This window comes from Sphingorhabdus contaminans, from assembly GCF_007280415.1.
Lineage (GTDB): Bacteria > Pseudomonadota > Alphaproteobacteria > Sphingomonadales > Sphingomonadaceae > Sphingorhabdus_B > Sphingorhabdus_B contaminans.
This window is the reverse complement of record NZ_VKKU01000001.1, coordinates 79,771-99,337: the sequence shown is the minus strand read 5'-3', so window position 1 is coordinate 99,337 and position 19,567 is coordinate 79,771. Positions and strand designations below refer to the sequence as shown.

12 protein-coding genes are annotated in these 19,567 nt (G+C 59.5%); 7 read left to right on the top strand and 5 right to left on the bottom strand.

Features of this window, described 5'->3' with window-relative positions; genetic code table 11:
- Positions 1-20: 20 nt before the first annotated feature.
- Positions 21-1,052 (bottom strand): phytase, encoded by a 1,032-nt coding sequence (locus tag FOM92_RS00475; RefSeq protein ID WP_143774829.1) that lies wholly within the window; start codon positions 1,050-1,052, stop codon positions 21-23.
- On the bottom strand, positions 1,052-3,868 hold the full coding sequence (locus tag FOM92_RS00470; protein ID WP_246087101.1) for a TonB-dependent receptor: 2,817 nt from the start codon (positions 3,866-3,868) through the stop codon (positions 1,052-1,054). Before FOM92_RS00470 ends, FOM92_RS00475 begins: the two co-directional genes overlap by 1 nt.
- Before the next feature lie 173 nt (positions 3,869-4,041).
- On the opposite strand from FOM92_RS00470, the gene FOM92_RS00465 reads away from it, so the two are divergent.
- Both FOM92_RS00465 and FOM92_RS00460 read left to right on the top strand, forming a co-directional pair.
- The gene (locus FOM92_RS00465) at positions 4,042-6,198 is read left to right on the top strand and encodes an RNA degradosome polyphosphate kinase (RefSeq protein ID WP_143774828.1); all 2,157 of its coding nucleotides are present in this window, start codon (positions 4,042-4,044) and stop codon (positions 6,196-6,198) included.
- Positions 6,195-7,661 (top strand): Ppx/GppA family phosphatase, encoded by a 1,467-nt coding sequence (locus tag FOM92_RS00460; protein ID WP_143774827.1) that lies wholly within the window; start codon positions 6,195-6,197, stop codon positions 7,659-7,661. Before FOM92_RS00465 ends, FOM92_RS00460 begins: the two co-directional genes overlap by 4 nt.
- A gap of 181 nt (positions 7,662-7,842) precedes the next feature.
- Here the strand turns inward: FOM92_RS00460 and FOM92_RS00455 are convergent, their stop codons facing one another.
- Entirely contained in the window at positions 7,843-8,862 is a 1,020-nt protein-coding gene (locus FOM92_RS00455; protein WP_143774826.1) for an aldo/keto reductase, read from the bottom strand.
- 9 nt (positions 8,863-8,871) lie between these two features.
- On the bottom strand, positions 8,872-9,783 hold the full coding sequence (gene ubiA, locus FOM92_RS00450) for a 4-hydroxybenzoate octaprenyltransferase (protein WP_143776249.1): 912 nt from the start codon (positions 9,781-9,783) through the stop codon (positions 8,872-8,874).
- A 93-nt stretch (positions 9,784-9,876) separates the two neighbouring features.
- Between ubiA and FOM92_RS00445 the strand changes: the two genes are divergently transcribed.
- On the top strand, positions 9,877-10,617 hold the full coding sequence (locus FOM92_RS00445; protein WP_143774825.1) for a 16S rRNA (uracil(1498)-N(3))-methyltransferase: 741 nt from the start codon (positions 9,877-9,879) through the stop codon (positions 10,615-10,617).
- 9 nt (positions 10,618-10,626) lie between these two features.
- Here FOM92_RS00445 and FOM92_RS00440 read toward each other — a convergent pair whose 3' ends face one another.
- Entirely contained in the window at positions 10,627-12,492 is a 1,866-nt protein-coding gene (locus FOM92_RS00440) for a CshA/CshB family fibrillar adhesin-related protein (protein WP_143774824.1), read from the bottom strand.
- Positions 12,493-12,678: 186 nt separating this feature from the next.
- On the opposite strand from FOM92_RS00440, the gene FOM92_RS00435 reads away from it, so the two are divergent.
- From FOM92_RS00435 to FOM92_RS00420, 4 genes are all read left to right on the top strand, one after another.
- Positions 12,679-14,613 (top strand): proprotein convertase P-domain-containing protein, encoded by a 1,935-nt coding sequence (locus tag FOM92_RS00435; RefSeq protein ID WP_246087099.1) that lies wholly within the window; start codon positions 12,679-12,681, stop codon positions 14,611-14,613.
- A gap of 162 nt (positions 14,614-14,775) precedes the next feature.
- Positions 14,776-15,630, top strand: coding sequence for a proprotein convertase P-domain-containing protein (locus tag FOM92_RS00430; RefSeq protein WP_170226751.1), 855 nt, complete (start codon positions 14,776-14,778; stop codon positions 15,628-15,630).
- A gap of 49 nt (positions 15,631-15,679) precedes the next feature.
- Positions 15,680-17,053: a glutamate--cysteine ligase gene (locus tag FOM92_RS00425; RefSeq protein ID WP_143774822.1), complete on the top strand. Its 1,374-nt coding sequence runs from the start codon at positions 15,680-15,682 to the stop codon at positions 17,051-17,053.
- Between the two features lie 151 nt (positions 17,054-17,204).
- Complete coding sequence (locus FOM92_RS00420) at positions 17,205-19,445, top strand: TonB-dependent receptor (RefSeq protein ID WP_143774820.1); 2,241 nt, start codon at positions 17,205-17,207, stop codon at positions 19,443-19,445.
- The last annotated feature ends 122 nt before the right edge of the window (positions 19,446-19,567 follow it).

Sequence of the window (19,567 nt, the reverse complement as noted above, 5' to 3'; positions counted from 1 at the left end):
ATTGCAACACCGACTTTTGCCTATAGCCCCAGTGCCTTGCGGATATCGGCCCAGCCGACATATTTGAAATTCTGCGTCTGCGGCCGGTTGTCACCATCCTGCGCGACGAACAGTCCATCGGGAAAGGCAGGGCCGAAATCGCCCGGCACCAGTTCGATACCGTCGGTTTCCTGCACACCGTCAAGCGCGCCATCGCCAATGCGGAAGCGTCCGGCATAGGTGACGGCAGGCAGGCGGTAGACGGCATAGGCATTGTCGCCCTGGCTCGACACCAGCAGATAGCCGCCATCGGCCCCTTCGGGCGCCAGCGCGACCCCTTCGGCGTCCATGACGATTTCCTTGCCATCGGCGCTCGCAAGCGCGGTGGCGGTGACGGGGGCATCGGGTGCGGCATTGAATTTCCACAGGCCCACATCCTCTTCGGTGACATAGAGGATGCCCGTGCGGTCATCGACGACGCAGCCTTCGGACTGGGTCGCAAGCTTCATGCTGCGTACCACCTTGCCGGTGGGGACAGGACCCGAAAGGTCCAGCGCGACCTGATCGATGCGGCCGTCTTTCAGGACGAGGAAGCCGAACAGCGCCTTGTCCGATGCCCGTTGCCACAGGCACATGCCATAGGCCTCCCCAGCGCCAACGGCGATGCTGCCGATGGGGACCAGTTGCCGGGCGGTGGTGTCGAGCCGGAACAGCGCCATTTTGGCGTTGGCGATATCCTGCCGGTCGCTGGCCGCGACAAGCACGCCGGTTGCGCCGCCCACATCGCGCAGGTCGACATTGTTCAGCCGGGGCGACGGCGCGGAATGGAGGCGCTTGCCCTTCAGGTCATAGACATGGATCGCGGCCTGCTTGTCGGTCGCAACCACAAGGCTGCCCGCCGGATCCGCCGCGTTGCGCCAGATCGCGGGATCGTCCGCCGCGTCATCGGCCGTCCCGACCGGATCGGTTTCAACCAAGGCCGTGACAGAAGTGGTGGGCAGCGGGCTCATCACCGGTTGCGGCGTGGCGCAACCGGCGAGAAGCAGGGTCCCCAGAACAAAGACAGCGCGCATCAGAAGTTGACGCGGATGCCGCCCGAATAGCGACGGCCAAATTGTTCCCACTCGATGGTATACTGCCCGTTGCGGACCGCCGGAATGCCGCTGGCGTTCAGCAGGTTGGACGGATCGGAATAACGGCGGCCGGGATTGTTGAGCAGGTTGGACGCATCGAAATAGACTTCAAAGCCCTTGGAAATTTCATAGCGGGCGGAGAAATCCAGCTCGTCATCATCGGCCCAATAGGTGTCGCCGGCATCGGCCAGGTCATCGGCAAAACCGTCGGCCCAGGTCGTGCGGTTCTGATATTGCAGGCGCAGCGACAGGCCGTATTTTTCGTAATAGGCCCCGACATTGTAGACAACCTGTGACGTACCGGGCAGCGGCACGCGGCGTTCGGGCGAGGTGATGACGCCCAACGCATTGACGATGGCAGGCTTTTTCACTTCGCTGTCATTATAGGTCGCGTTCGCGGTCAGGCCGAAACCACCCATCCAGTCCGGCAGACCAAGATCGGCGACATAGGGTTCCAGCTGGATCTGGGCAGCAGCCTCGAAACCAAAGATCCGCCCGGTGCCACCATTGGTAATCCCGCTGAAGGCATATCCGGAACGGTCAACGCCATTGGTATCCAGGGCATTGGAGCCAAAGGTGCGGCGTGAATTGTAGAGCACATCCTCGACCCGCTTGTAAAAGGCACCCAGCATGAAATAGCCCTGCGGCTGCACATAATATTCATAATAGGCATCGACGCCATAGGCGCGCTCCGGCTTCACCGCCGGGTTGCCGCCGGAAATGGACTGGTTAGCGTCATTGACCACAACATTGGGACGCAACTGGTCATAATCGGCGCGCGCCGCGCCGCTGGTAAACCCGATACGCAGTTTTTCATCATCGGTGACGTCGAAATTCATATGCAGGCTGGGGAATGCGAGCGTGCTGCTGCTGGATGCCTCAATCTCGCCGACCACGCCGGGAATTGTCGCCAGCGAACGGCCCCGGTTAGTTACCTTTTCCACGCGAACGCCACCTACGACGCTGCCCCAGTCGAACTTGCTGTTCGCCATTACATATCCCGCCAGAACCCGCTCGCGAACATTGTAATGGTTGCCCGATACCGGCGTGAAACCACGCACCGTTTTTGCACGTTCCAGATAGTCGCGCATCGCTTCGGTATCGAAATAACGGAATGTGTAACCGAGGGGAATCTTGCCCTTGAAGGGGATGTCGAGCGAAAACTGGTCATATGTCGTCCCGATGCCCGCCGCCGTAAATTGTGCCGCGCTGTTTAAGAGCAGCTCACGCTCGCGGTTGATCTTCGTACGCTGGTCATATTGGATGCCGACGCGGAAAGTTGTTTCGCCGCCAAACAAATTGGTGTCGTGCGACAATTCGCCCTTGAACGTATAGGCTTTGGTCGGATCGACAGCATCAAGCGAGCGGAACGACGTCAGCGGCTTTGTGAAAGTGTCGATCGCCGTAACAGGCGTACCTGCCGAAAAGCGTGTGGGCGCACTGAGCTGGTTGGTCGTGAACAACTGCACACGGGCGAGATTGTTGTTGGTAAAATCATAAGCGACCGTCGGACGCAGGGTGCGGGTCGACGGGCTGTCCCAGCGCGTCTCACCCACGACAGAGCGGTCATCTATCGACCTGGTATAATTGGCAACCCATTTCAGCCCCCAATTTTCACCAAGTTCATGCTTGCCCTCAATCGTATTTGTAAAAACCGACTGGCGAAATTCGCGCAGCGTCGACCTCTGGTTGATATCCACCCCGTAAACGGTTCCGGCAAAGGGACTGTTGATACACGCATCGGCATAGGCCGATGTCGTCGGCGTTGTCGTTCCGCCGGTGCAGGCCGCGGTGTTGGCCACCAGATCGCCCTGACGGTCGTCCATATCAAAGATATAATTGTCGCGTGCCTCGTCGTCGGTGAAGATGGTGTAGAGCGACCGGACCGAAATCACATTGCCGGGATCGGGACGGAAATCGATACGTCCGGAAATCGAGTAGTTTTTACGGGTCAATCGATAAAGCTTGTTTTCCGTCTCGCGTGCCCAGAAGCGCGATTCAAATCCGGGCCGACGGTCGTTGGAAACCTGTTCCCAATCTATTTCAAAATTGTCGGTCAGCATGTTGCGTTCATAATAGCTGCCCGAAACAAGTATCCCGATTTCACCGATGTTGGTGTCGAACTTGTTGGAAACGGTGAGCGAGCCTTCATATTCGCCACGTTTGCCCAATTCCGTCTGTCCGGCACCGAGTTTTCCCGAAAGGTGAAAGCCGTCATAATCAAGACCGGAGCGGGTGATGATGTTCACATTGCCCGAAATTGTTTCGCCGGGCATGTCGGGTGTTACCGCCTTGGATACGACAATCTGCGCGGCGAGCGCCGACGGAATGGAATCGAAACGCGCATCGCGTCCTTCGGGGCTGACGACATTGATGCCGTCGAACGACAGCGTGGTCCAATAATTGGGCGCCCCGCGCAGCGAGATATAGCGTGCCTGACCCTGGTCGCGCTCGACCGCAACGCCCGGCAGACGGCCTGTGGCCTGCGCGATATTCTGGTCCGGCAGACGGCCCACCGAGTCCGATGCCACGACGGTAACAAGAGAATCGGAATTGCGCTGCACCTGCAACGCGGCGGCTTCGGATTCGGCGATCGGACGCGATCCGGTGACGACAATTGCATCCCCTTCATCCGCCGCGTCGGCAGGCGGGGCCTCTTGCGCGGCCGCAATTTGCGCGGAAAATGCCACCAGAGCGGCACCTGCCCACATGGATGCTTTCAAAAGACGAACGGATGCTGCTGTATGCGAAATCATGTACCTTGCCCCTGGCTAACCAACATGGTTTCGGGCGCATTAGGCAGGGCTTGTGACTCGCTCGCTTATGTACGATTACAAAATAACGTCTGAAATATTACATTTTTTGCATGCGACTGCCGTAAAAGCGTAATGTTTCCGTGCCACCGCGCACAGAACCATCGAAAAGGACAATGTTCGTGAAGCCCGCGCCCGGTCTAAACAGTTTGGAAAACGAGAAAAACCTGGCCGCCAGCCGCTATTTCAACCGCGAACTGTCCTGGCTGAAATTCAACCAGCGCGTCCTCGAAGAAGCCGCCAATCCCGCCCACCCGCTGCTGGAACGCCTGCGGTTCCTGTCGATCTCGGGCACGAACCTCGACGAATTTTTCATGGTACGCGTGGCCGGCCTGCGCGGGCAACAGGCCCGCAAGATTGAAGAGCTGTCCATTGACGGCCGGACGCCCTCCGAACAGTTGGCGGCCACGGTCGCCGCTGCCGACGCCTTGATGGCGGAGCAGCAAAAGCTTTGGAAGAAACTGCTCAAGGAACTGGCCACCGAAGGCATCAAGGTCGTGGAACCTGCCGCCATTGGCAAAACCCATGCCGCCGAAGTCGAACGTTATTTCCGCGAACAGATATTACCTGTGCTGACACCGCAGGCGCTGGACCCTGCCCATCCCTTCCCCTTCATTCCCAACCAGGGCATCAGCCTGATCTTCGATATGCGCCGTAAGGATGATGGCGAAGTCGTACGGCAACTGGTGATGATCCCGTCCTCGCTGCGCCGCTTTGTGCGTCTGCCGGGTGCCGGAACCCGCTTTGTCACCATCGAAGATTTGATCCGCCATTTCGTGGGGCAGATGTTCCCGGACTATATCCTGATCGCCGCCGGTGCCTTCCGCATCATCCGCGACAGCGATATCGAGGTGGAGGAAGAGGCCGAAGACCTCGTCCGTTATTTCCGCAGCGCCATCAAACGGCGGCGGCGGGGCAAGATCATCCGGCTGAAACTGGAAAAGGGCCTGCCCGCCGAACTGTCGACCCTGATCCGCAACGAACTGGGCGCAGGGTCGTCACTGGTTGCGGAAACGGTCGGCTTTCTCGGGATCGGCGATCTGGCGCAACTGGTCGAAGAAGACCGCCCGTCGCTCAAATTCCCGCCCTATTCGCCGCGTTTTCCCGAACGCATTTTGGAACATGATGGCGACTGCTTTGCCGCCATTCGCCAAAAAGACATCGTCATCCACCACCCTTATGAAAGCTTCGACGTGGTGCTCGCCTTTCTGCAGCAGGCAGCGCGGGACCCGGATGTCGTGGCGATCAAGCAGACGCTTTACCGCGCGGGCAAGCAATCGGCAGTGATCCGCGCGCTGTGCGAAGCGGCCGAAGCGGGTAAGTCTGTTACCGCGATCGTGGAGCTGAAGGCCCGTTTCGACGAGGAACAGAATCTCCACTGGGCATCGCAACTGGAAAATAGCGGCGTGCAGGTCGTCTACGGCTTTGTCGACATGAAGACTCATGCCAAGATTTCGCTGGTCGTCCGCCGCGAGGCCGATGGTTTTCGCACCTATTGCCATCTGGGCACCGGCAATTACCACCCGATTACCGCCAAGATCTACACCGACATCAGCTTCTTCACCGCCGATCCGCGCGTCGGGCATGATGCGGGACAGATCTTCAACTATATCACCGGCTATATACCGCCCAGCAATCTGCAACTGCTGACGATGAGCCCGCTGGGCCTGCGTGAAAAGGTGATGGCGCTGATCGATCAGGAAATCGCCAATGTGCAGGCAGGAAAACCCGGCGCGGTCTGGGCAAAGCTGAATTCGCTGGTCGACAAAGAGGTCATCGACAAGCTTTACGAGGCGAGCGAGGCCGGGGTCGAAATCGATCTGGTGGTGCGCGGCATATGTTGTCTGCGGCCGGGCGTGAAGGGCATGTCTTCGCGCATCCGCGTCAAATCGGTGGTCGGACGTTTTCTGGAACATAGCCGCATCTGGGCCATGGGCAACGGCGCGGATCTGCCCAATAGCAAGGCGAAAGTCTTCATCTCGTCGGCGGACTGGATGTCGCGCAACTTTGACCGGCGCGTCGAATATATGCTGCCGATCGAGAACCCGACGGTCCATGACCAGATTCTGGATCAGGTAATGGTTGCAAACCTTCTCGACAATCAGCAAAGCTGGATGCTGCGGTCCGATGGCCGTTATGAAAGGTTAAAGGCTGGCGATATGCCATTCAATCTGCACCATTATTTCATGACCAATGCGTCCTTGTCCGGCCGGGGCGGCGCTTTGGCCGATGATAAGAAAGTGCCGACGCTCAGCCTCGTCCGGCGGAGATGAGATCAACCCGCAAGGCCGTCATCGATATCGGCTCCAACACGATCCGTCTGGTCGTCTATGACGGCCTGCCGCGTGCGCCGATGCCGATTTACAATGAAAAAAGCCGTGTCGCTCTCGGCGCCTGTCTGGCGGGTGACGGGGTTATCAGCGACGCGACCATGAAAAAGGCGCTGGCCGCGCTTGGCCGGTTTGAAACGCTGGCCCGGGGCATGAAAGTAGATACGCTGCGCGTTGTCGCCACGGCGGCCACACGCGAAGCCAGGAACGGACAGAAGCTGGTTGAAGGTGCGGCCGCCTTGGGTATCCGTGTCGAAGTGCTGGACGGCGAAACCGAAGCGACAGCCGCGGGCCTTGGTGTCATCAGCGACAATCCCCACGCCAATGGCTATGTTGGCGATCTGGGCGGCGGCAGTCTGGAACTGATCCGTATTGCGGACGGCAAATTGCACGAACGGGTTTCGCTTCCACTCGGCACATTGCGGCAGGATGCCCTCAAAGGCAAAACGACCAAGCAAATCACGCAGATGCTGCGGCAGGAAATCAATGCCCTGAAGGGTGAAGACGGCTTTCCCTATGAACCCAACCTGCCCTTTTACATGATCGGCGGGTCGTGGCGGTCCTTTGCGCGGCTGCATATGCATGAAGCCGGTTATCCGCTGACCATCCTGTCCAATTACCAGATACCGCCCGATGCGCCGACGCGGCTGATGCCGTTAATCAACAACGAAGCCGCCCTGATGCAGACCAAGGTCATTGCATCCGCCCGTATGGCGGCCTTGCCCGGTGCAACAGCCCTGCTGGCGGCGGTCGTCCGCCTTCTGGAGCCGCGCGAGCTGGTCACCAGCGTCTATGGCCTGCGCGAAGGTTTGCTGTTCGATCAGTTGTCGGATGCCGAGCGCCGCGAAGACCCCCTGATCGCCGCAACCCGCTTTGAAGGCGAGCGCCTCGCCCGCTTTCCCTTTCATGGCGATGCGCTGGCGGACTGGATTGCGCCGGTATTTGCAGGCCAGAGCGACGGTGATGCGCGTCTGTGCCGCGCCGCCTGTCTGTTGTCGGACAGCGTCTGGAATGTGAACCCCGAATATCGCGCCGATCATGCGCTTGATCTGGCGCTCGACGGAAACTGGCCCGGTGTGGTCGCCAGCGACCGTGCCATCATCGCCGCCGCCCTGTGGACTGTGCATGCGGGCAAACGGACGCTGCCCGAAATGCTGGCCAATCTCGCCAAGCCGGGGGCGCTGGCGCAGGCCGTGATCTGGGGCCTTGCCATCCGTCTGGCGCAGCGGCTGGACGGTGGCACCGGACGCGCCTTGTCCGACAGCAGGATCGAAGGCGATGACGCCATCTTGCGCCTGCGGCTCAGCGGTCAGGCAACGCGGCTGCGTTCCAACTCGGTCCAGCGCCGTTTGCAGGCCCTCGCCGAAGCCCTGGGCTATGGCCGGTCGGAGATTGCGACGGACTGAGCGAGCAGACGAAGCTGGGTGTGAAGCCGTAGGTGCCATCGAAATAATACACACCGTCACCCCATCATCCACCCCGTCACCCTGAACTTGTTTCAGGGTCTTAATACCGCAACGTTGAAAACTAAGACCCTGAAACGAGTTCAGGGTGACGGATGCGGGCTTGGAGTTCTCGCCCCAACCACTACCCCATAGGGTACAAGATTTCCTTCGTTACCTTGTGCACCGCCGTCATCACTTCCTTGCTGAGCTTCAGGTCGATTGCCGCAAAAATCTCGTCCAGCTGGTCTTCGCGGCTGACCCCGACAATGGTCGAGGCGACAAAGTCATTCTGTTTGGACCAGGCGGTGGCAAGCGTGACGGGGGACATGCCCGCTTCCTGTGCAATGGCCACGATCCGCGCGGTCGATTCCAGTGCACGGGGACCGGCAAAGCGTTGCGCCATGTCGAACTGGCGCGCGCCTTCCATTTGCAGATAACGCGAAAACCGTGCGCCTTCGGGACGCTGGTCACCAAGATATTTGCCCGACAGCACGCCACCGGCCAGCGGCGAATAGGGCAAAAGCGACACGCCTTCCTGACGGCAGACCTGTTTCAGTTCATCCTCGAACCGGCGGTTGTTGATCGAATAGTTATTCTGGATCGTATGGTAACGCGCCGTGCCCAGCCGTTCCGATGTCGCAAGCGATTTCATAAGGCCGTAGCTGGTCTCGTTCGAGCAACCCAGCACACGCACCTTTCCGGCGCGGACCAGCTCGTCCAGCGTTTCCATTGTCTCGTCATAGGCGGTGTCATGGTCGGGCCAATGGGTTTGGTAGAGGTCGATATAGTCGGTCTGCAACCGGCGCAGGCTGTCTTCGATCGCGACGGTGATATTATGCCGGTCGAGCGCCGTCATGCCGCCACGCTTGGGCGATTTGAACCACAGATGGCTTGGGCCCGAAACCTTCGTCGCCAAGATGATCGCGTCGCGGTTCTTGCCCTTCAGCCACCGTCCGACAATTTCTTCGGTCCGGCCGACCCATTTGGTGTCGGGGGGTACGGGATAGCCTTCCGCCGTGTCGAAAAAGTTGATGCCGGCATCAAGACATCTGTCCAATATGCGATGCGCCTCTGCCTCTTCGGTTTGCGAACCGAAGGTCATCGTCCCCATGCAGATGTCGGACACAACAACGGCGCTTTTCCCAAGACGGCGATGCTCCATAACTCTCTCCTAAACTGTGCCTGCTGCGCCCACGACCAGAAAAGCCAGGGCCGCCAGCAGCCCGGCCACCCGGTTGGACCGGAAATGGCCGAGCGCATTGCTGCCGTCCCGTTTGAGCGAGAAAAGCTGCAGCATCAAGTGAATAGCAACAGGCACCAGCGCGACCAGCGCCTGTTTTTCGGGCCGGATGCTCCAGATCGCCATGCCCCAGCCACCGAGCGCCAGCGCATAGAACAGCGCCACGCCGCTCCGGATATGACCGCCGAGACGCAGGGCGCTCGACTTGATACCCACCAGCGCATCGTCTTCGCGGTCCTGCATGGCATAGATCGTGTCATAGCCAATGACCCAGAATATGGTCCCGGCATAAAGCCACAGCATCGCCGCGTCGATTTGCCCCGTAATCGCGACCCAGCCGACAGGTGCGCCCCAACTGAACACCATCCCCAGCCAGACCTGCGGCCACCAGGTGATCCGCTTCATGAAGGGATAGGCCGCAACAAGTGCAAGGCTGGCCAGCGCCACCAGCTGCGCCTCCCACCGCAGTTGCATGAGCACGGCGAGACCGACAAGGCACAGGGCCACCAGCCACGCCCATGCGGCCTTCACAGTGACAAGTCCGCTGGGCAAGGGCCGGAGCGCGGTGCGCGCCACCTGCGCATCGAGGTCGCGGTCGACGATATCGTTATACACGCATCCTGCGCCGCGCATGGTTATGGCACCCAGCAGCATCCACAGCGCCAGATCCCATTGCGCAATCAATCCGCCCGACAATGCCAGTCCATAGATGCAGGGCCAATAGAGCAGCCACCAGCCAATCGGCCGATCAAAACGGGCCAGCAGGGCAAAGGCGCGAAGCTTCGGAGGCAACAGGCCCATCACCCCGCTATATTCACTGTCCGGAACCGTTTGAATCGCCATGGCAATGCTCTGCACAAAAATCCGCCCGCCGTCACGCCGAACTTGAAGCAAAAGCAGGATGACGCCCGCTTCGTTTGGCGTTAGGGAACCGTCATGCCCGCAACCCCCGCCTGGCCCCCGAAATCCACACCCCGCCTGTTTGTCGAACAGACACTGGCCGAAGGACAGGATGTCGCCGTTTCAGGGGGTGCCGCCCATTATCTGATCGGGGTGATGCGGCTGAAAGTCGGGGCACCTGTTGTCCTGTTTGATGACCGGACCGGCGAATATCTGGCCCATGTGGCAAGCGCCGGAAAGCGCGACCTGACTTTGCAGGTGGCACAAAGGTTGCGTGAGCGGGAGCCTGTGCCCGACATCTGGCTGTGTCAGGCGCTGGTCAAAAAAGACCGTTTCGACTGGATCGCGGAAAAAGCCTGCGAACTGGGTGCCGCGCGTTTTGTGCCGGTGCTGACGACCCGCTGCGTCGTCGACAAGGTCAAGGAAGATCGTCTCCGCGCACATGTGATCGAAGCCGCCGAACAGTGCGAGCGGACGGCCCTGCCCGACATCGCGCCGCTTGCCAAACTGGACGCATTGCTGCGGGACTGGCCGGCCGACCGGACGCTTTATTTCTGTGACGAGCGCGGCGGTGCGCCGTTCGGATCGGCCATCACGTCAGGGCCAGCCGCGCTGCTGATCGGGCCGGAGGGTGGCTTTACCGACGCAGAAAACAGCGCCATCCGCGCGCATCCGGCGGCGGTTGCGGTCTCGCTTGGTCCGCGGATATTGCGCGCCGATACAGCGGCGGTCGCCGCGCTATCGGTGTGGATGGCGGCGCAGGGCGACTGGATTTAGGGTCAGGGCCTAGTTCAGGCGGCCGACGAACGAAATCGAAAAGCTGGATGGCCCTGACGCGTTGGCACCCTGCATCGTTCCCGTTGGCGCAAAGCGGAAGGCACGGATCGCAGCGTTGTAGCCGCTGCCCAGGGGCGCGGTGAAGGGCGCGCTTCCGGTGTTGGAATAGGTGACCATCGTCCCCTGGTTGAACGCGTTCAGATTGCTTGGCCTTGTGCCTTCGGTAAAGGTGAAGGGTGTCGAGGCGTCGAGCGTGAAATTTGCAGGGAAGCTGTCGACGACGACAATGCTGTTGGCATCCACCGCCAGATTGCCTGTGTTCTGCACCGTGATCGTATAGCGCACAATCGCGCCGGGAATGGATTTGGGATTGGCCGCGCTGACCCCGTCGGACAGCACCGTCGATGTCTTTGTCACCACCAGCGTTGCGTTGCCCGCAAGCCGGGTGTTGGTGACTACACAACTGATGATATCCCCCAGAACCGGGGTGATATTCCCCGGCACCGTTGTCGGGAATGTCGTCGTCACGCCATTGGTGGCGTTGGTACAGGAAAGCGTCGACGTATATTGGGTAAGGCTTCCCGGGCCTGACATGATCTCATCCAAGGTGTAGGCGGTCCCCGGCGTGACCTGCACCAGTCCGGTGTTTCCGCCCGTCACCGTCGTGCCGGTCCCTGTCGTCGTTGCCGATGCCACGACAGTCGACCCCTGGTTGATGCGCACGCTAAACTGGTCGGTGCTGAACCGCCGCCCGCCGGTACCGAGCGCCTTGCTGATCTGGATATGCGGATAGGCCGCATTGTTGAACACGCAGATAACTGCGTCCCCGAATTGCAGGGCACCGAAATTGTAATTGGTGGTCAGCAGATTGTTGGGCAGCGGTGTTGTCGAACTGGTCGTGCTGTTGGTACAGGTCAGCCGGCTTTCATATTTGGCCAGCGTACTGACGCTGCCTGCGGCCATTGCTTCCGACAGGGTCAGCGGAATACCGGAAGCGAGCGAAAGCGGCGTCGCCTGAAAGGGGCCGTTTGTAGTGCCGGACGTCGTGCCCGATGCCAGCGTCGTTCCCGATGATGTTGCCGACACGCGGAAGGTGAACTGGTCCGCCGCATTGACGCGGGCACCGGTAATGGTTTTGCGCAACCGGATGGAGGCAAAACGCACCGCGAACATCGCGCCCTGCAAACCACCCGCCTGCATATTGGTGGTAACGGTTGTGGGACTGTTCGACCCGACAATATAGCCCCCAACCGTTCCCGCGACGCCTGTCTCGGTAAAGGTCGAGGTGCCGGTGCCGGTGATGGTGGGATAGGTATTGCCGCTGATCGGGTTCACCTGGTCCAATATCTGCCACCCCGAACCATTGGTGACGAATTGCAGATTTTCTCCATTATTGGTGGATTCCGCATCAGCCGCCACAAAGGAATAAGCCGTGACCGCAGGTGCGCCAGGCGGCGGGGTGATCGTGATACCGGAAAAGGTAATCGATTTGTTGCCCGCCGACGCGGTGTACAGCACCGGCCGCCCCGGAATGCCCAGAAACGCCGTATTACCCACGGCGGCGCCCGTCCAGGAAGGCGCGGCAATCGCGCTGAACGCGGTTGCGGTGGTCGGCGTCACTTTCAGGTTGAACGAAAGCGTCGATCCGTCGCTTAGATTGAAAGAGAAATTCTGCCCCGCGGTCGAACGCGCGGTCGCATCATTATAGGTCGAAAAATCCAGCCAGCAGTAGGTTTCCCACCCTTGCGGCGCGGTGCCTTGCGTCGTGGCAGGCGCACAGCTTTGCGCCTGGGCGGATGTCGATCCGAAGCCCATCAGGAGAACGAACAAAGTCGCCAGCAGCAGCCGAAGCTTTTGGATCAGAAGTCTTTGCAAGGAAGGTCCTGGTCGTAACGATCCGGACTTATGTAACGGGCTAAGGTTAACGACCCGTAATACTGTTAACTTCTGCTGCAAAATGACCAGATTTTACAATTTGGATGCTGGGACTTCTGCGGTTCTTTATCATTAATTAAGCCCTATGATTTAGTCGTTCCGTTGGATGTGTGGACCGGAACGAAAATGAAAATGGGATCGTTTCCTGTTTGGAATGCCGCATTGTGGCGTGTCATCGGCACCTTTTGGGTGCTGGTCATGCTGTCGTGCGGGCTGCCCGCGTCCGCATTTGCGCAAACGGTCAACCAATATACAAACAGCACGACCGGGAATATCGTCGACTCCACAACCTGTGCGACAACGGTCACCCGTACCTTCACCGTGGGGACGAATTTCACCGTTGCCGACGTCAATTTGGGTGTGTTGTTGAGCCACACCTACCGTTCCGATTTGCGCATCACATTGACTTCGCCCCTTGGTACCAGCGTCCAGATCATGACCAATGTGGGTGGCGCGGCGGACAACCTGAATGTCCTGTTCGATGATGAAGCCGCTGCGGCCATATCGTCGCATAGCACGAACGACACGACCGGCGCCGTTCCGCCCTATCTGCGCACATTCCGCCCGACGGCAGCCTTGACGGCATTTGACGGGCAAAGTTCCCTGGGAACCTGGACGATGGTGATTTGCGATTCCGTGTTGGCGGACGTCGGAACATTCACACGCGCGGACCTTTACCTGACCAGCGCTCCTGCAAGCTACGCCGACTTGTCGCTCACCAAAACGGTCAGCAATGCCAACCCGGCAAGTGGCGGCGCGATTTCTTACACATTATCGGTCACAAATTCGGCATCCTCACCCACGGCTGCCTCGGGCGTCACCGTACTCGACATCCTGCCCGCCGGGGTGTCCTTTGTCAGTGCATCCGGTTTTGGCAGCTATGACAGCGCCACCGGAGTCTGGACCGTTGGCAGCATACCTGCCGGTACCACCCGGACATTGACCATCAATGTGACGGTAACGGCAGGGCTTGGAACCACCATCCAGAATGATACCGAAATCAGCGCATCGTCGGTGGCAGATCTCGATTCAACACCAAATAACGCGTCCATCAACGAAGATGACGATGCCGCCGTCAGCTTCACCACGACCGGAACGCGAACGGCAGGGACGCCGCCAACGCTTGTCTGTCCGAACGGCACCACCCTGCTGGACTGGAACGCGCAAAGCTGGACGAGCGGCAGTTCGACCGGGACCGCGACCGTGGCCAATATTGGCGCGATCGGGTTCAATGTGACCACACAGGGCACATTCACCATCCCGTTGCAGCTTAACGCGACGATCACCGGTGGCACCACGGGCCAGAATTCGCTGTACCAAAATGTCGAATATACGACACGAACGCAGACAACGACGACTGTAGTCACCCTGCCGACCGCCGTGCCCGGCGCGCAATTCACGATATTCGATGTCGACTATGCGCCCAACGATTTTGCGGACAAGATGACCATCACCGGAACCTATAATGGTGCATCGGTTACGCCCACACTGACCAACGGCGTCACCAATTATGTCTTCGGCAATGTCGCCATCGGCGATGTCACGGCGTCCGACACCACCAATCAGGGCACCGTAGTCGCCACATTTTCATCGCCCGTCGATACGATCACGATTGTCTATGGCAACCATACGACCGCCCCTGCCGATCCGGATGGCCAGGCCATTGCGATCAACGACTTCACCTTTTGCAATCCGCAAACCACGCTCAGCGTTACAAAGCTCAGCAATGTAGTGAGCGACGGTGTTAGCGGCAGCAATCCCAAATCGGTTCCCGGCGCTGTTGTCCGCTATTGCGTGCTCGTTTCCAATTCGGGCAGCGCCACCAGCAGCAATGTCGTCGCGACCGACAGCATTCCGGCCAATCTTACCTTTGTTCCCGGTAGCATGCTGTCCGGCACATCCTGCGCGGCCGCAACCACGGCAGAAGATGACAATAATAGCGGCGGGGACGAAAGCGACCCCTTCGGTATGGATTTTGCCGGGAATGTCGTGACCGGCCGCGCTGCATCGCTTGGTCCTGCGGCCAGCTTCGCCATGGTGTTCAACACAACCGTCAACTGAACAGTCTCCGCCGGGACTTTAGGCTGATACCCACATTTTTTGCGTGAAATTTGCGATTTTCGCGCTAGATGTATAACTATGGTTATATATTTGGCCATCGTTCGGTTTTGCCTGCCCCTGTTACTGCGCCTCTGCGCGGGGCTTCTGCTTATGTGGGGTAGTATGGCCGCGCCCGCCCATGCGCAGTCGGCAATTTCCTACACCTCGACGGTAGACGCGCCGATTTCGGAAACGTTGACATCCTGCGCGACGCCATTGTCGCGCACTTTTACCGTTCCCGAGGTCTATACGATCGCCGACGTGAATATCGGCGTTCTTCTGGCGCATGTCCGGCGAAACAACCTGACCATAAGCCTGCGGTCGCCCGCTGGAACAACCATTACGCTATTTCGCACGACCGGTGGGACGGCGCGCAATTTGAATGTGCTATTCGACAGCGCTTCAGCCACCTCAATCAATACCCATACGGTAAACGACACCGCAGCCGCAGCCACGGTGGTACCGCCCTATCAGCGCACTTTCGCACCGCTCCAGTCCCTCAACGCATTTAACGGGCAGAATGCCAATGGAATTTGGACGCTATCCATTTGCGATAGTGTAACCGGCAACACCGGAACCTTTTTCCATTCGACCCTGACGATATTGCCCTTACCGGCAACGTTGAACGTCACGAAAATCAGCGTCGCACAGACCGACTTTGTCAGCTCTGCCAATCACAAAAGCATACCGGGCGCGCGCATCCGTTATTGCATTACCATTTCCAACAATGGTCCGGGCCTGGCGACGACAATAGCGGGGACCGACATCATCCCGCCCAACACAAGCTATGTGCCCAATTCGTTACGATCGGGCACCGACTGCGCCAGCACATTGACGGCGGAAGATGACGATGCCGTGGGCGCCGACGAGTCCGACCCGATGGGCGCGTCGGTATCGGGATCGGTGCTCTCCTTGTCCGCCCCTACCATGGCGAACGCCGCCAGCTTTGCGCTGGCTTTTCTGGTGACCGTCAACTGACGGAATGAAATTGCTGGCAATACAGCCGCGACATTTCTAAACCCCCGCCATGAGCACAAAAACAGTTTCGAATCGCAACGAACCCGTCATCGAGAACCGCGACCAACTCGTTGCCGCGATCGCCAAGGGCGAGAAACCCAAGGAACGGTGGCGCATCGGCACCGAGCATGAGAAATTTGTTTACTGCCGCAAAAATTACAACGCCCCCTCCTATGACGAGTCCGGCGGTATCCGCGACCTGTTGATGGCGCTGACCGAATTTGGCTGGTCACCGGTGATGGAGGGCGACAATGTCATCGCGATGAGCGGCCCTGACGGCACCGTCAGTCTGGAGCCTGCGGGCCAGTTGGAACTGTCCGGCGCGCCGCTTGAAAATCTGCACCAGACCTGCGCCGAAACGGGGCGGCATTTAAAGCAGGTAAAGGCCATTGGCGAAAAGACTGGCAAGGGCTTTCTGGGCCTTGGCCTCTGGCCCGACAAGACCCGCGAAGAGCTGCCCATCATGCCCAAGGGCCGCTACGCCATCATGCTGCGCCATATGCCGCGCGTCGGCAGCATGGGCCTCGACATGATGCTGCGCACCTGCACTATCCAGGTCAATCTCGACTTTTCGAGCGAGGCCGACATGGCGCACAAATTCCGCACGTCCCTCGCGCTCCAGCCGCTCGCGACGGCGCTGTTCGCCAATTCGCCCTTTCTGGAAGGAAAGCCGAACGGATTCCTGAGCTACCGCAGCCATATCTGGTCCGATACCGATCCGCATCGCACCGGCATGCTGCCTTTCGTCTTCGACGACAGTTTCGGCTATGAACGCTATGTCGACTATATGCTGAACGTACCGATGTATTTCGTCTATCGTGATGGCAAATATATCGATGCGGCGGGTCTCGATTTCAAAGATTTCCTGAAAGGCGAATTGTCGGTGCTGCCGGGTGAAAAGCCCACTATTTCCGACTGGGAAGACCATATGTCGACCGCCTTTCCCGAGGTCCGGTTGAAAAGTTTCCTCGAAATGCGCGGAGCCGATGGCGGCCCGTGGAACCGAATCTGCGCCCTTCCCGCCTTCTGGGTCGGGTTGCTCTACGATCAGGGCGCACTGGATGCCGCCTGGGACGAGGTGAAGCACTGGACAATGGAAGAGCGCGAGGCGCTGCGCTCGGCGGTTCCGGCACAGGGGCTGAATGCCCCGCTACCCGGTGGCGGCAAGCTTCTCGACCTCGCCGGGCGCATATTGGACATTTCCTCGGCTGGCCTGACCGCCCGCAATTGCCTGAACAGCAGCGGCGACAATGAAACGGGTTTCCTCGATCCGCTGCGCGAAATCGTGGCGTCGGGCAAGACGATGTCGGAACAATTGCTCGACAAATATCATGGCGAATGGGGCGGCGATGTGCGCCGCGTCTATGACGAAATGAGCTTCTGAACAGCAGTGCAAATAGGCCACAGTTGCGGCAAAAATTGTCGTAAAACTGCAATGTAAGGTTGACCCTTTAATCGTGAAGAATGATGGCGCGGATAACGGTGCCGAAAGTGCACCGATTCTCCATCGACCCAATGACTTCAGGGAGTCTTCCATGCTTTCTTTCCGCAAGACATTTGTTTCTGGCGTCGCCATCGCCATTGCCTCCACCAGCCTGTTCGCCGCGCCTGCCGCTGCACAGGATGCCGCTGCTGCCGAAGAGGAAGGCCTGACCGAAATCGTCGTGACCGCGCAGCGTCGCGAAGAAAATCTGCAGGATGTTCCCTTGTCTGTCGACGTGGTTTCAGGTGAAAAGCTTGATGCGATCAACGCAGGCGGCGGCGACATCCGCGCCTTTGCCGGCCGCGTCCCCAGCCTGAACATCGAAAGCTCGTTCGGCCGCACCTTCCCGCGTTTCTACATCCGCGGCCTTGGCAACACCGACTTCGACCTCAACGCATCGCAACCCGTCAGCATCGTCTATGACGATGTCGTTCTGGAAAACCCGATCCTGAAGGGCTTCCCCGTATTCGACGTCGACCGGGTCGAAGTGCTGCGCGGACCGCAGGGCACTCTCTTTGGCCGCAACACGCCCGCCGGTATCGTGAAGTTCGACAGCGTCCGCCCCGACAAGGAAGGCGCCAACTATCTGAAGGCTTCCTTCGGCCGCTTCAACACCGCCGGCATCGAAACCGGTATTGGCGGCAAGGTCACCGACAGCCTCTCGATCCGCGGCTCGCTGTCCTGGCAGCGCCGCAGCGACTGGGTCGATAATATCGACAATTTCAACAATGGCGGTGATCTGGAAGGTTATGCCGACCTCGCCGCCCGTCTGCAGGTGCAATATGCGCCCGCCGACAATGTGAAGCTGCGTGTCACCGGCCAGTATCGCGACTTTGACGGCACCGCCCGCGTCTTCCGCGCCAACCTGTTCGCGCCGGGCACCAACAATCTGGTCGGTCTGGGCGGCGTCAACACACCGTTCCGCCGCGATCAGGTGCGCGCCGACGGCCTGAATTTCCAGAAGCTGAAACTGTACAGCGTCGCCAGCAACTTCGAATATGATTTCGGCCCCGCGACCCTGACCTCGGTCACCTCCTGGTGGAGCGGCAAATATACCAGCCGCGGCGATATCGACGGCGGCGTGCCTGCCGGCCCCGGTTTCATCCCCTTCTCGGCCAACTCGCAGGACGATGTTCCGGATCTCGACCAGTTCACGCAGGAACTGCGCATTTCCTCGAACAATGACGAAGGCCTGAAATATCAGGCTGGCGTCTTCTATTTCGACGAAAGCCTCGCCATTGCGTCCTTCAATTACGACACTCCCACAGGCCTGCGCCCCAGCGTGACCGCGCTGCAGCAGCAGGATTCCAAGGCATGGGGCGTATTCGGTTCGCTGACCTATCCCGTGACCGAGCAGCTCTCGCTGACCGCCGGCCTGCGCTATAATGACGACAAGCGCCGTCTGGACGTTGGTCGCGGCGGCTTTTTCGGTGCCATCGGCAACGGCTTTGCCAGGGTGCAGGACAACAACCTGACCTGGGATGTCAGCGCCACCTACGAAGCTTCGGACGCCGTGAACCTTTACGCCCGCGTGGCCAAGGGCTATCGCGCGCCTTCGATCCAGGGCCGCGCACTGTTCGTCTTCACCACGGTTCAGGATGCTATCAGCACCGCCGATTCCGAAACGATCATGTCGTACGAAGCCGGTATCAAGACGCAGTTTTCCAACCGTCTGCGTTTCAACCTGTCGGCGTTCAAATATGACCTGAACAATGCGCAGCTGACCGCAGTGGGCGGGGCTAGCAACGCAGCCCGCCTGATCAACGTGGACAATGTCGCCGGTTACGGCTTTGAAGCCGAACTGGAGGCACGCCCCGTCGACAATCTCAGCCTGACCGCCGGGATCAGCTATAACAGCGCCGAAATCGACGATGCCAACGCGTTCATTACCGGATGCGGCGGCGGCTGCACCGTGACCGATCCTGTCCGCCCGGGCAGCCCCGGCATCTTCTCGATCGACGGCAACCAGTTGCCACAGGCACCGAAATGGTCGGTCAACTGGACCGCAGGCTATGGCGTACCGGTTGCAGGCGGCGAAATCTATGCCTTCACCGATTGGGCGTACCGGTCGAACGTCAACTTCTTCCTCTACACCTCGGCGGAGTTTAACGACGACCATATGCTCGAAGGCGGCCTGCGCCTCGGCTACCGCACCGACCGTTTCGATATTGCCGGCTATGTCCGCAACATCACCAATGACGCGTCGGCCGTCGGCGGCATCGACTTCAACAACCTGACCGGTTTCGTCAACGAACCCCGGATCTACGGTCTGGAAGCATCGATCAAGTTCTGATCAACGTGAGGGACAGTCGCACTGGCGATTGTCCCCCACGCTTAGGCCGCAAGCGGCACATTGATACTTGCCCCGCCGCGCCAACAGCGTTAAGGGCGCATCTCTTCGCGGAAACGTGAAGC

Coding starts and splice junctions, on each gene's coding strand:
- FOM92_RS00475 (WP_143774829.1), bottom strand. CDS start 1,052: ATGCGCGCTGTCTTTGTTCTGGGGACCCTGCTTCTCGCCGGTTGCGCC.
- FOM92_RS00420 (WP_143774820.1), top strand. CDS start 17,205: ATGCTTTCTTTCCGCAAGACATTTGTTTCTGGCGTCGCCATCGCCATT.
- FOM92_RS00435 (WP_246087099.1), top strand. CDS start 12,679: ATGAAAATGGGATCGTTTCCTGTTTGGAATGCCGCATTGTGGCGTGTC.
- FOM92_RS00455 (WP_143774826.1), bottom strand. CDS start 8,862: ATGGAGCATCGCCGTCTTGGGAAAAGCGCCGTTGTTGTGTCCGACATC.
- FOM92_RS00445 (WP_143774825.1), top strand. CDS start 9,877: ATGCCCGCAACCCCCGCCTGGCCCCCGAAATCCACACCCCGCCTGTTT.
- FOM92_RS00470 (WP_246087101.1), bottom strand. CDS start 3,868: ATGATTTCGCATACAGCAGCATCCGTTCGTCTTTTGAAAGCATCCATG.
- FOM92_RS00430 (WP_170226751.1), top strand. CDS start 14,776: ATGGCCGCGCCCGCCCATGCGCAGTCGGCAATTTCCTACACCTCGACG.
- FOM92_RS00425 (WP_143774822.1), top strand. CDS start 15,680: ATGAGCACAAAAACAGTTTCGAATCGCAACGAACCCGTCATCGAGAAC.
- FOM92_RS00465 (WP_143774828.1), top strand. CDS start 4,042: ATGTTCGTGAAGCCCGCGCCCGGTCTAAACAGTTTGGAAAACGAGAAA.
- ubiA (WP_143776249.1), bottom strand. CDS start 9,783: ATGGCGATTCAAACGGTTCCGGACAGTGAATATAGCGGGGTGATGGGC.
- FOM92_RS00460 (WP_143774827.1), top strand. CDS start 6,195: ATGAGATCAACCCGCAAGGCCGTCATCGATATCGGCTCCAACACGATC.